Below are 12,858 nucleotides of genomic sequence, written 5' to 3'. Positions count from 1 at the left end.
AAGTTTTCATGTCTATATTAGCGCCCGGCTGCGCAGCCTCATGATCTTTTAAAACCATATAAACAGGAAAAATAATGAAAACTTTTACTTCTATGTGCTTATCTGCGCTACTTGGCGCTTTGGTGATGGCACCAGCGCAAGCGTCTATCTACAAAGATCCAGGCTATGTTGAGCAGGCCGCACGAGTAGTGACTAAAAACCAGGCCATTGGCCGCACGCACCAATACCGAGGACAGCAAGGCTGGATGTTTGTTGACAGCGTTGCTAATGGTGCCACCAGCGGTTTTTATCAGGGTAGTAACTGGTTAAAGTTACACGATAGAAACTTCAAGTTAGCCGTTGGCTTTGTTGAATTTTCTTTCAACCCTTCAAAGCTTGATTGTACGCAAGGTATGAGCTTTAACCTTGAAATTGGTGAAGACACGGTTGCTGAATTCAAGCCAAACTGTGATGACTTATTAGATGCATCAGTGACCTATCCAGTTGAGTACTACTTTGATTTGATCCCAGAACCTATCAAACCAAAACTAGAATTACCACTTGATCCACTTGGCCTGATGAGATTGGGTGTTAAATTTGGCGCGGGTATTGAAGCGGGTGCAGAGTTTGAAGTCGGTGGCGTGATCGGTGGCTACGACAATGACGAGCCATTTGAAGCGGGCGGCGTGCGTCGCCCAGACTACGTGTATGCATCTGTAGAGCCATTCATTGGTGGTTTAGTAACGAGTTCAGCGTACGGTACGTTTGGTTACGGCATTGCTGAAGCAGGTGTTAAAGGTAAATTGTCGCTACTGAAAGTAAAAGCGAAAGGCTATGTTGAAGCGGGTATTCGTCGTGTTGTGGTTGATGAGCAAGTACTTGAAGAAGGTTTCTTAGAGCTTAAGGTTTCTGGCAAGCTATCCGGTGGTGACGGTAAAATCGAAGCTTACTGTAAAAAGCTTTGGGGCTTGTTGAAGTTTAATGTTGATATCTTCAAGTGGGATCCGCTGTACGAGCGTGAAACGACTTTTTATGAGTACGCAAGCCCAAGTTGGCAGCAACTTTAATTTTTTAAGGGTGGCTTAGTGCCACCCTATCAGGAGTTTTTATGAAAATTAAAGTACTTTCGTTTGCATGTGTGGTTGTTGCTGTTATTGGTTATTTTGCGCTTTTTCAATCTTCTAACGGACATAGCAATAGTTCGGCGGTTCAGACACACACTGTGCCAAATGAGCAAAAAGGTGAATCATATCAACACGGCTACCAAGTATTAATTGAGTCTTCTATTCAAGGCGACAATCAGGTTGTGTTGTCTCATTCAAAATTGAGCTGGCATATGCAGCTACAGGAAGGTGCCGATAGCCATGAATGGATAGGACAGCTCAGTGATATTAGCTACAGCCAAGATAACCGTGTTACTCCCCTAGTAAGCGAATTGCCTTTTACTGTAAAACGTAACGCCACACGCTATGAACAGCTCGATTTACTTGGCTTACCCTCTGAGCACACGTTACAAGTGACGCAGCAAGTGTTCAATTTAATGAGTTACAACCTCAATGACACCATGAGTTTTAAAGAACCGCAAAGACAGGTGAACTATCAATATGGTCGTGACGGCAATATCATTACACGTCAAATTGTGACACAGAATTATGTCGATCCCAGCTATCAACCTCTAAAAGAACAAGAAACTTGGCAGATAGCACTGGATACACAGCAAGAAATGAGCAGTCTTACCTACAGTAATATGCGTCTTTGGTCACAACAACAGCAAAGCTACACCGTGGAGCAAACGGTCACAGTCAAACACGCTCCAAAAACCGTCTTGCTGGCGCAACCAAGCCGAGATGCCAATGTGAGTATTGACGTTGAGCAAGCACAACAAGTCATCACAAAAATACAAAACAAAGCCGATTTTGAACAAGCTCTAGAGTCGCTCAAGCAATCTTTGTCTCCTCAATTAGCTAAAACGGTTGGGGCATTTATGGTAGAGCATTACAGCGCTTATGACATTCTTGAGCTATTGAACGCCATGCCCGAGTCTAGCTCTGCATTGATTTATGCATTACAGAAATTGCAAACCCCAGAGGCTGAAGCGATGCTGGTGGACTTACTGCAATTTGAGCAAACCCGCGACTTAGACAAACACAAAGTAGCGATTGCGCTTGGTCGTTTCGGGGCGTCTAGTGAGTTGTCTTTACACGCCCTACAGTCGATAGCTCAGCAGCAAAATAATCAAGTAGCGAATACCGCGCTATTAAGCATTGGCACAATGGGCTATTTTACGCCCGAACAGTCACTCACGGTTAAAAGTTATCTGCAAGATAATCTGCAACAGCAACGTAACCTATCAACAACGGTTTTAGCCATTGCGAATAGTAAAAATGATCAGTTGTTGGCACAGTTACCGCCCCTACTTCACAGTCAAGACAAAGGGGCAAAGCTCAACAGTATTAAAGTGTTAAGTAAACAGTCGGGTTATCAAGATGTGGTGGTTGGTGCGCTGTTGTCAGCGCCTGAACCGCGTTTTGTTGCCGCATTTACAAGAACTATGCTGGAAACTAAACAAGCTTTGAGCGCCAGTAATGCAGCTAAGTTACAGCAGTTGAAAAACAGTACTTCGAACCCGGTGATTATTAAAAAACTAACCGAGTTGCTTGAAAGCCAGCCGAGCTAACTGACAGAATGTATTCTGAGAGCATAAAAAAGCCATGTGCATGGCACATGGCTTTGTTGTGGCTTACGGTTATTTTCTAGTATGGGCCGGTATTTTTAGCGGGCGCTTGCCAAGTACTTTGCCATACATAGTTACCATGAATGTAATACACATCGTCTTGGTGAATAACAGCGCGATCATCTCCCGACCAAACATAAGGGAGATTATCTTTGTCATCTGGGTAATTAATTGGACTACTGCCACTGTAGCTCAATTGCTTACTATTAATGTCCAAGGCAAAGAGTGCCAACTCATTGCTGCGTGTCCAAGTTGTAAAGCTTGGCTCTGTGCTGGTGCTATGCCAAGTCTCAATGGGCAAAGTAAAGCGGTATTGACCATTACTCATCGATAAAAAGCTAAATGCGTGATAATCGTTTTCGGCTGCTGTATAAGCACCCTCGAAGGTATGCGCGCTCAGTTCTTTCGGTGCACTAATATCGCTTATATCAAATAAACTGACTTTTGCCCCCTGACTGACAACGGGTGTATCAGACGCGATGTCTTCAACATGTTGACCCACCCCTAGGAGTAAACCGTCAGCGACAGGGTGCAAATATGCTGAATAACCTGGGATTTCCAGTGCACCCGCAATTTTCGGATTGAGGGCGTCTGACAAATCAATTACATACAGTGGATCAGTTTGTTTGAAGGTGACGACATAGGCTTGTTGATCGGTGAATCTCACCGCATAGACATCTTCATCTACAATGCCCTTTTCATTGACCTTACCGATGGGCGTTGGGAACTGTTCGTTAGGTAGCTGACTGACGACATTTAGCTTATCACCTTGTTGTTCAAGCACATATAAAGTGTGTTCAAAGCCTTCTAGGCTATTGCCATTTGAGGTGACTAAACGAAGGTGCTGCGACATTTCGCTAAAGCGTAAGTTTGCATTGTTCCAACCTAAATGACCAGAAACCAACCCAGTTGCACTGTAGTTTGGTTCATTTTTTTCTAAATCAAATTTATGGATCACAGATTGGTTTTTGTCTGTAACGTACTGAGTGCTGTAGGTATAAAGAGATTTTGTTGATGCATACAAACCATCAATTTGACTGTTTACACAAATAGAGCTGCGTTGTGATGGATCATCGAGTGCAATTTTTGTGACAGTCATGATAGCGTCAAAGCCATCAACGTTTGTTGCGTCAGCGCTGATGTAACAATCATCTGCTTCAAACAAAGGGGTTGTTTGCTCTGTGATTGTGTTAGTGATCTTGGGAATAAAGTTGCTTATTTGTTCTTTTTGCAGTGCTTGGTAGTCACGAAGTTTACTTTGATCGTCGCCATCAGTGGCACTGAAATTATCAAAATGCGGATAATAGTTACTTACAAGGTAAAGGTGATCACCAATCACTCGGCTATCAATCAGTTGTCCGTCAATCACAAAATGCGCTTTGTTTGCCGCTTGCTCTGGCTGGCTGACATCCAAAACACTTAACTCAAATTGTTGTGACATGGGAGCTGGTAAAATATCGCCATCCACCACCGAAGTACTGGCTGCGGCCATTGGCTCTAAAATACCAAACCAACCATAGTCATGGTTTAATACTGCGAGTGTGTTGTCATGCAAATACAGTTGTTGTTTTTGATAAGCAATATCTGATGTGGAGAGCTGCTTTACCGGAGTTAAAGCGCCGCTATCATCTCGTTTCATAATACGGACATATTGCGTACTTGTTTGCGTATCCGTGATGTTTTGCATACCGTTGGCGGCAATATACATGTATTGCCCATCGTATTTGACTCTGTCGGCTTCATCTACACCGCTTTCTTGTTGATTGGTGGTTGAAAAGTTGCCACTCGTTGTGGCCGACATTTCATTACTTTGATCTCCCGAAGCTGGGGGGAGTGTGGATGAAGAATAACGGCGTACAAATAAGCCGTTCTTTAGGTTGGTGGCGAATTGATCTGCACTGGCTTTGGTCAGTGGGCTGGTGGATACCTTAATATCATTTAATTGTGGCAAGGTAGCCGTTTGATCATCTGGTGTTGTTTTTGTATCGCTGTCTGAGCAGGCACTTAGCAATACAGTGACGCTTAACGCTAGTAAACGTGGGTAAAACATAACATCTCTCCTTTTATTGTTTGCTCTAAATATACTGTACGAAATTGGCCAAGTTTAACTGTTACCTTTAAATACCTATTTGTTATTAAGTGTTACCCGATATAGCAAATTGCAAATACGATGGTAAATTAGCTATTAGAAAAGGTGGGAGGTGAGTTTGAAACAAATTGTATGGGCGGTTGGCTTATTAGGAAGTGCAATCACAAACGCACAAACATGTGAGCCTCAGTCGGATGAGTGCGCACAAGTGGGACAATGGAATTTTTCTGTAGCGTTGGGCGCTGGGGTCATGACTAATCCGCTTAATGGCGGCGATAACTTCCCACTTATTGTACTGCCCTATGTCAGCTACTATAACGAACGGCTTTTTCTTGAAAACACCACCTTGGGTTACACACTTGTAGATAAGCCTGAATTTGATTTTAGTCTAATCGTAGAGCCCAATGCAGAACAAGCTTACTTCGAGCGTTTTCATATTCGTAATATTATTGCGCCAGATAACCCGATTGATGCTAGTGGAGAATTTACGGGTGATGACAAGGTTTCTCCTGAGAACGAGAATGGTAGTACGTTAGTAAGGGAAAGCGTAAATATCAATGATATCGGTGAACGAGACTGGACCATTGATGGTGGTTTGTTGGCACACTGGTACCTCGGTGAACGGCACAAGTTGACGGTGTCATGGCTTGTTGATGTAGGCGGTGTGTATAAAGGTCAGCATGCTATTTTAAAATATACACATCAATTCTCATTACCAGAAGCACTGCCAGCCAAGTTACAAGTTAACGTCGGAGTACATTGGCAAAGTCAGGAATTAGTTGATTATTATTATGGCTTGAGTGCGAAAGATAAACTGGGTGAAAAAGCCTATTATCAAGGTGAAAGCACTTTTTCACCCTTTATTTCTGCAGCATTTAACTATCGGATCAATGAAGATTGGCAGCTAAAAATCAGTGCCAAGCATCAATTTTTAGGTAGTGGTATTCGTAATAGTCCCATCGTAGATCAAAATGGCAGTAGCGCCTTCTTTATTGGAGGGCTATATGAGTTCTAGCGCGAAGTATGTGGGTGCGCTTATGATGGTTCTATACGGCAATAATTTGATGGCGAATGCTCAATTACTACAAGAGAATCGTTTAGAACTAAAGCCTATGACCTGTGTAGTGCGTCAATTAGGCGAGCTTTGTCAGATGACCGTTAAAGTCAGTTGGCAAACTCAGCGCCCCGTCGATGCCTGTTTATATCAAGACAAAACGAAATTACAGTGCTGGCAAGCCAAGCAGAATATATCGCAAAAGCTTGATGTAGAGCTGCAAAAAAGCATGACTTTTAGACTCATTGATGGGCAAAATAATTTGCTCGCGCAACAAACGGTCAATGTCAATGCGGCCAGTAGTCGCCAGTATCGAAGAAGATTAAAAACGGATTGGAGTATTTTCTAATGGCTCACATTATGCTTGTTGAAGATGATATACGCCTTGCTGATTTAACCGCTCAATTTCTGCAAAGCCACGGCTTACAGGTGACACAGGTACATGATGGCGATGAGGCGGTGAGTGAAATTATTGCTAAACAACCGGATGTGGTGATCCTAGACATTATGTTGCCAAACCAAGACGGTTTTAGCGTCTGTCGCCATGTGCGCCCTAACTATTCTGGGCCTATATTATTTTTAACCGCAAAAGACAGCGACTTTGATCAAGTCAGAGGGCTTGAGATAGGTGCCGATGATTATGTCATAAAGCCTGTTGAACCCCACGTTCTATTAGCCCGGATCAATGCTTTACTAAGACGCAACGGCACAAGCCTAAGAGCGAGTGATCATTTGACTCTGGGGCAATTGACGATTGATAAAGCGAATCGCAAAGTGTGTTTAGCACAACACGAAGTTGAGTTGACTAGTTATGAGTTTGACTTACTATGGGCACTTGCAAGCCATGCGGGCGAGACGCAAAGCCGAGAATATATATACAAGCACGTAGTTGGTCGCGAATATGATGGCCTAGATCGCAGTGTGGATGTGCGGATCTCTCGATTACGCAAAAAACTCCATGATAATTTAGAACAGCCTGAACGTTTGATCACTGTTTGGGGTAAAGGTTACTTATGCTCCAAATCTGCGTGGGGTTAGTAAAATAATGATCCGATTGCTGATCAGCTTATATTTAGTGGTGTTCGTTAGTATTATTTTGATCAATCAAGGCAGTGAGTTCATTTGGCAACGCTACCTTTATCAGGCACCCGATGAATTAAGACATGCAAAACAAGTCGCGAAAATATTACAAACCAGCGTCGTTAAACCAGAGCAATTAGATAGTCGTGTCACCAAACATCAACTGGATGAGATTGCGTGGTTGCCAGAGCAACGTGCGCTATTGTTGCAAGGGCAAGTGATCACCACTTATACAGAGCACAATCAGGCTGTGCTGTCGTTTTTAATGCAAGACAAGCAAAGCCTCGTTCAACTTGGTCCTTTCGCGCCGCCAAAACAGGCGGTTTTGTCAAAATACCTAATAAAGCTGTTTTCTTTCGTTGCGTTGGGTGTGTTACTGATGCTGTGGTTAAGGCCGCTGTGGCGAGATCTTATGCAGCTTAAATATGTAACGGGGCAACTAGCTCAGGGAGAGTTGGATATTTCTATTGCGCCCTCTCGCTTTTCTGCCATTGCAACATTGACCAGCCAATTTCATACCATGGCTGTCAAAGTAGCTAACCTGATGAGTAATCAAAAGCACTTAGTGAATGCGGTTTCACATGAGCTGAGAACGCCTTTAGCACGGCTTAAATTCGCGTTAGCCATGCTTGCCAACGAAGCGCCAAAGCCTGTGGAGCAAATGTCTCAAGATGTGCAAGAAATGGAGCTATTAATTGACGAAATGCTCAGTTATGCGCGTTTGGAGATGGCGCAAACACAACTGAAATTTGAACGTGTTAATTTATGCGAATTAGTGCAGCAACAGATCAATAAACTACAGCGCATTACGCAAAAGCAGATTGAGTTCTTAGTGCCCAGCCAGGCTTGTTATGTCAAAGCTGAGCGACATTACCTAGAGCGTGTGGTGCAAAACTTATTACAAAATGCTGATAAATATGGCGTAAGTTTGATTGTAGCAAAAATTTACTTGGCGCCAGAAGCGGTATGCTTGAGCGTAGCGGACGATGGCAAAGGCATTGCGAAAGCAGATAAAGATAAAGTGTTTGAACCGTTTATGAGGCTTGAGCAAAGCCGCAATAAAAACTCTGGTGGGTTTGGTTTAGGGTTGGCCATAGTCGATAAAATCGTGACATGGCATGGTGGCGAATGTACTGTTGAAGACGCTGATATTGGTGGCGCTCAATTTGTGATCCACTTGCCACATTGGCTCTAATTTGTATTAGCTTAACCTTATTCCGTGAACACTTACTCTTTTAAAGGCATCGAAGTGATAAAACTCGGCATCTAAATGCAGGCTTGCACTTCTATCCCAAGTTTGTTTGTTAATTTCTAAATAGTTTTAATTAATCATTAAGCTGTCAGGAAGTCGTTTAGTCACAATAGTCTTGGCTTCAGGTGTTTTTTATAAAGATTTTATCGCGTCAAAAAACTTGCTTGTTGAATACCTTAAATTGACCCTTGTGGATCAATCCGTCTCGAACATGATAAATGCAGAGCATTTCTACGCTCCCTTTGCCTTCAGGAAAGTTACGGGTGATCAGCTCATGATCGATGACCACATCTTCACACACCATACGGTTGAGTAATTTGGCATGTAGATCGGGCTCTTGAAAGCGTATCTTCATGTTTGATGCCATTTGCTCATGTCCAGTAGCGAGGATCTCGCCTTCGGTTGAATATTGAATTGCATCTTGTGAGTAGGTGTTTAACCAAGCTGTTAAGTTTTTTTCGTTATATGCATCAAGTTGTATTTGAACTAATTTTTCAGGGCTCACGGTGTTTTTATTTTATTAATCGCGCTCGTTTGTTGAGCATACCGCTTATTGTACTTTTGAGGTAGATAATTTTTAGATAGACGACGGTTGTTTAAGCTTGTTGGGTAAGCATGGGTGCTAAGAAGTCAAGTCGCTAGAAGTTGTGAATCGATACCTGAATGAGCGCAAGTTCATCGTGAAGAAAAGCTAGCCTAAACACGTGACTAGCTTTGTTCGGGGGAAGGCAATGAGAGATTGGCCTAAAATCTCATTGCCAAATATTTATTAGTTAGGGCTTACTGTTACTGTAATTGTATCTGAGTAAGTACCTGCGTCATCTAAACCGGTAGACTGTGGTGTAATTCTTAGTAACGTTGCTTTTGTGTCACCGGCTTTACCAGTGCCAGCCAATGTACCTGTATGCTTATATGCGGTTGCTAAATCGATATCCGTTGCGTCACCCACGCTCAATTTGTAAGCAATTTTACTTTTTTGTGAGTTATTAGCCTGTAAGAAACCACCGTTTAAAGACGTATATTCGGTCGCTGCGTTTCTACCTGTGTTACACCAAACATCAAGTGTACCGATTTGTTGTGTTTGCTTAGATGAATCAAGGATTAACCCAGTAACACTGTTGCTAAGGCCGCTGTTGGTTTTACACATAGGTGCAATCGTGCCTTCGAATGTGAACTTAGCTTCTGAAGCTGTTGTGTCTAAAACACCTGCCGCTGCTGTCATAGAAGTAAGTGCAGATGCTACGAATAATGATTTAAGTAATGTGCTCATGTTTTATCCCCTTGATAAGATACAGCTTAATATTGCTATCTAATTTTAATGTTTAGGCGTTGTTACCTACATGCCATACATTAAGCAAAGGGGGTGCCAACAATGTTGAAAACACCGTTTTTATTTTGAAAATTTTTAAATTAATTTTGTATTTTGTTTATTTTCAAATGGTTACCTCGGGTATACAGTGAGAGATAAATTATCTCGATACACGCCGGCTGGCATGAGTTCTGTGTTTCCTAATACAAATTCAAATCCGTACCACCGATTTCTGACACCTGGGTAGAAGTTATAGCTACGCATAAGCCGTTCAGACGACGATATTTTGACGTTATCAAAACTAATGCTGTAGTCGATCAATGAGCGAGTGTCGGTTTCATGACGCAAGCCATTGAATTCAGAATCCAAAACAATATCGTACGAACTATTACTGAGTATTTTGATACCCCAATAAAAGCGCATGTCGCTTTTTAGTTCACCTAAATCGATTTGGTAGAAACCCTTACTACCTGACACTTTGCCTTGGCTGGTGGTATCGACAGAGATAGCAACTTGAGGCTGTGAGTAATAGTTCATGCTCAAGTATTGCTCTTCGATGATTCTATTTTTGCGCACTACAGATACTTTTACCATGCCACTGTAGTTGCCTGAGGGAAACAGACTGTAATGTTGTAAACGTACCCACATATTAGTCGTGTAGTTGTTTAGCGGAAACCGCCATATGCCGTTGCTGGGCCACTTGCTGTTGAATTGTTCATCAAGCAAATTGGCATATTTATATTCTGTTGGGCCAGTAAACATCAAAGAGTAGTTGTAAACATCTTCGACCCATATTTCATCGGCACAATTTAATAGAGTGTCAGAAACTTGTATTTTTAAAGGTAAATAAACGGACACTTGATTGCCGTAATCTTCAATGACATCTGATGTGGGTGATGTGGCGAGTAAATTACCCGCACATTTATTGCCATTGCGTTTGGCGAATGCGGGTGAACTTGCTAACAGGTAACTCAAAAAAAGCACCAAAAATATTTTCAGTTTCATTCGCTTGAGTCTCCTTTCGACTGATTTTGTTCGAGTTTAATGGTACCAATTCGCATAAATCGTTTTTCGCTATCGTTGATACTAAAAACGCCTTTCAACCCATCTATTTCAACGAGATACTCACCAGTACTTATTCCTTCCACCACAAAGCGCCCCGCTCTGTTGGTAAAAAATGCACGAACAAGCGGTTGTGTGCCATTTTTCTGTTGCTGTACAACCTGCCCTCTTTGCATTGCAATAGGTGTGCCTTGATCATCAAGCAAAGTGCCTATAACAGTGTAGGATAACTCTGAACCTACTTGGAGATGATGACCTGTATTTGCGCCACCAACTAAGCGGTACATGCCCGGACCCCAGTCATATCCTAGCGGCGCATCGGGTACATCAATATTAAATTGTGAGTGAGTATAACCAGAACCCAGAGAAACAAGCGCGCCAATATGCTGGCTTGGTTTGGTTTGAGCGCGACCAAAACGGTCGGTATTAACCAGTACTTCAGTTTCTTTTAACGTTTTGTGCTTAGTCACAACGGCAAAAGGTGCTGTGGTCGTAGCGCCCATGCCAAAGTAGCCATCCGCTAGACCTAGGCTGGTCGACAAGTTAATACTCGCACCACTATCATCTGTCATGTTCGAGCGCGTATAGTTATTTGCGCTCATGTCGGCTCTGAAGAATGCGCCGGTGTAACTTGCCTTGAGCTGTTCTTGTCGGTAGTTACTGCCCTTTTCTGTGATGAGTTCATAGCCGTAATCATTCACAAAGTTGCTATTGGTTTTGGCGTAACTGGCACTGGCGACTTTAGAACGATTATTGTATTGCGCTCGAGTGCGGGTGTTAGTTTGACGGTCATGGCCATTCCAAGTGAAGTTGAGCACAAACTGGTTTTCTGACACCACGTTTGGCACATCGCTTGAGCTATGCGTATACCCAGCTCTAATTCGGAAACCTTCATAGCGCAAGTTAAACTCAGCCGACGCGTTTTTGGTCGCCAATGAATCTATGTTGGTGGTGTGAGATGCACTCAGATTAAAATCCACATACTCATTGATGAAATAGTTGTAGTCTAAATACGCTCTTTTATTATCGGTGACAGTATTAAACGGTTGCCACGGTGCACTGGTAAAGTTGTCTTTAACCTCATAACCCAATCGTAAGTTGGGCGAGCCATAATGCCCATGACCAAATACACTGTGCTCGGTTTCAATTGAGTAGGCGGTCCCAGACGTATCTGGTGTGCGACTTTGTGAATAGCGAAGCGATACATTACCCACTGGGCTATTTAAACTGACGACGGAACCCAGTATATCTCCAAGTGGGTGAGTTGCACCGTTGATCCCAACGGTTAGCTTATCGTTGATACCATAGTCATAGTTACCAGAAACGAGTAGTTCGTCGTCATAGTGGTAATGGCCGTTATCTAGCGTTGATACGCGGCCAATTGCAAAAGAATAATCACTGAGTCCACTTGCCAATAAACGCGCATTGTAATGTGTAGTGAATTTAAACTCTTGTGTTTCCCCATTCGCGTAAGTAGCGATAACATGGATATTGTTGACGCCGGAACTCAGTGGTAAGTCACTTAAATCATAGCGGCCCGCTTTGAGCTTTATTCTTGATATCAAATATTCATTTACGAAGACTTCCAAGGAGGCGGCCCTTGGGAGTACAAATTGCTGGCTATTACTTGGCGTCACTCTACGTTGTGGCTGTAATTTGGAGTAAGCTTTTTTGATGCCAAATCCAGCGAGCTGAGCACCGGATAAATGTCCAACGCTATTGAGCTGAGTGTCTCCAAGCGTAAAACGCAGTGGCTTATCAGGTCTGTCATAAAATACCGAGGTCTCGCCTCGGAAGAAATGGCTGTCTTGTGTCTCGCTATTTTCCCAAAAAAGCGAACTGCGTATATTGAGACCATCACCGCCCCCAATGTTTGCATTCATGAGCCACTCAAATTGGGATTGATAAGCATGGTTATTATCAGTGCGTTCGTGATTCAAGTTGAAATTGTTCAATATGGCCCACTTAGCTTCCCCTTTTGGTAATTCGACGTGTTTTTGTCGGCCGTATGACAGGCTGTCTGTGGCCATCGCTTCTTCGCTCAAAATCATAGTGATGGTTAAGTCTTGGCTTTGTAGAGAGAGCGTGATGCCTTGTGCTTGGAATTCTTCTAAAGTAACGGCTTGCTCACCTTTGTTGGTTAACCATAACAGTACTTTGTCGCTTAGCACGGAACCGAGATTTAGTTTGAAATCTGCAGCCGAAATTGATTTAAGTTCAAACCCCTCCACGGCGGCAGTAACTTGCCCCACCTCGGCAACATTTAGCCGCACTGGAAACTCCATAGAGTAAACGGCGG

11 protein-coding genes are annotated in these 12,858 nt (G+C 43.0%); 6 read left to right on the top strand and 5 right to left on the bottom strand.

Features of this window, described 5'->3' with window-relative positions:
• Nucleotides 1-74: 74 nt before the first annotated feature.
• Both AC5FX4_RS22870 and AC5FX4_RS22865 read left to right on the top strand, forming a co-directional pair.
• Nucleotides 75-1,046, top strand: coding sequence for a hypothetical protein (locus AC5FX4_RS22870; RefSeq protein WP_493608720.1), 972 nt, complete (start codon nucleotides 75-77; stop codon nucleotides 1,044-1,046).
• A 41-nt stretch (nucleotides 1,047-1,087) separates the two neighbouring features.
• Nucleotides 1,088-2,656, top strand: coding sequence for a hypothetical protein (locus AC5FX4_RS22865; RefSeq protein WP_493608719.1), 1,569 nt, complete (start codon nucleotides 1,088-1,090; stop codon nucleotides 2,654-2,656).
• 76 nt (nucleotides 2,657-2,732) lie between these two features.
• On the opposite strand, the gene AC5FX4_RS22860 is transcribed toward AC5FX4_RS22865, so the two are convergent.
• Entirely contained in the window at nucleotides 2,733-4,763 is a 2,031-nt protein-coding gene (locus tag AC5FX4_RS22860; RefSeq protein ID WP_493608718.1) for a beta-propeller domain-containing protein, read from the bottom strand.
• A 157-nt stretch (nucleotides 4,764-4,920) separates the two neighbouring features.
• Here AC5FX4_RS22860 and AC5FX4_RS22855 point away from each other — a divergent pair, with 157 nt between their 5' ends.
• Genes AC5FX4_RS22855 through AC5FX4_RS22840 form a run of 4 tightly spaced genes read left to right on the top strand, consistent with a single transcriptional unit; the run spans nucleotide 4,921 to nucleotide 8,131 of the window.
• Complete coding sequence (locus tag AC5FX4_RS22855; protein ID WP_493608717.1) at nucleotides 4,921-5,817, top strand: MipA/OmpV family protein; 897 nt, start codon at nucleotides 4,921-4,923, stop codon at nucleotides 5,815-5,817.
• Nucleotides 5,807-6,205, top strand: a complete 399-nt coding sequence (locus tag AC5FX4_RS22850) for a DUF3019 domain-containing protein (protein ID WP_493608716.1) — start codon at nucleotides 5,807-5,809, stop codon at nucleotides 6,203-6,205. Before AC5FX4_RS22855 ends, AC5FX4_RS22850 begins: the two co-directional genes overlap by 11 nt.
• Entirely contained in the window at nucleotides 6,205-6,894 is a 690-nt protein-coding gene (locus tag AC5FX4_RS22845; protein ID WP_493608715.1) for a response regulator, read from the top strand. The genes AC5FX4_RS22850 and AC5FX4_RS22845 overlap by 1 nt, the downstream gene beginning before the upstream one ends.
• Before the next feature lie 7 nt (nucleotides 6,895-6,901).
• Entirely contained in the window at nucleotides 6,902-8,131 is a 1,230-nt protein-coding gene (locus AC5FX4_RS22840; RefSeq protein WP_493608714.1) for an ATP-binding protein, read from the top strand.
• Between the two features lie 208 nt (nucleotides 8,132-8,339).
• Here the strand turns inward: AC5FX4_RS22840 and AC5FX4_RS22835 are convergent, their stop codons facing one another.
• The 4 genes from AC5FX4_RS22835 to AC5FX4_RS22820 form a co-directional block, all read right to left on the bottom strand.
• On the bottom strand, nucleotides 8,340-8,693 hold the full coding sequence (locus AC5FX4_RS22835) for a nuclear transport factor 2 family protein (protein WP_493608713.1): 354 nt from the start codon (nucleotides 8,691-8,693) through the stop codon (nucleotides 8,340-8,342).
• A 264-nt stretch (nucleotides 8,694-8,957) separates the two neighbouring features.
• Nucleotides 8,958-9,458 (bottom strand): hypothetical protein, encoded by a 501-nt coding sequence (locus tag AC5FX4_RS22830; protein WP_493608712.1) that lies wholly within the window; start codon nucleotides 9,456-9,458, stop codon nucleotides 8,958-8,960.
• A gap of 171 nt (nucleotides 9,459-9,629) precedes the next feature.
• Nucleotides 9,630-10,502, bottom strand: a complete 873-nt coding sequence (locus AC5FX4_RS22825; protein WP_493608711.1) for a hypothetical protein — start codon at nucleotides 10,500-10,502, stop codon at nucleotides 9,630-9,632.
• Nucleotides 10,499-12,832, bottom strand: a complete 2,334-nt coding sequence (locus AC5FX4_RS22820) for a fimbria/pilus outer membrane usher protein (protein WP_493608710.1) — start codon at nucleotides 12,830-12,832, stop codon at nucleotides 10,499-10,501. Before AC5FX4_RS22820 ends, AC5FX4_RS22825 begins: the two co-directional genes overlap by 4 nt.
• Nucleotides 12,833-12,858 lie beyond the last annotated feature (26 nt).

The sequence above is a fragment of the Pseudoalteromonas sp. ATL1 genome, assembly GCF_058933015.1.
The sequence above is the reverse complement of the archived record's forward strand: the minus strand, read 5'-3'. Positions and strand labels throughout refer to the sequence as shown.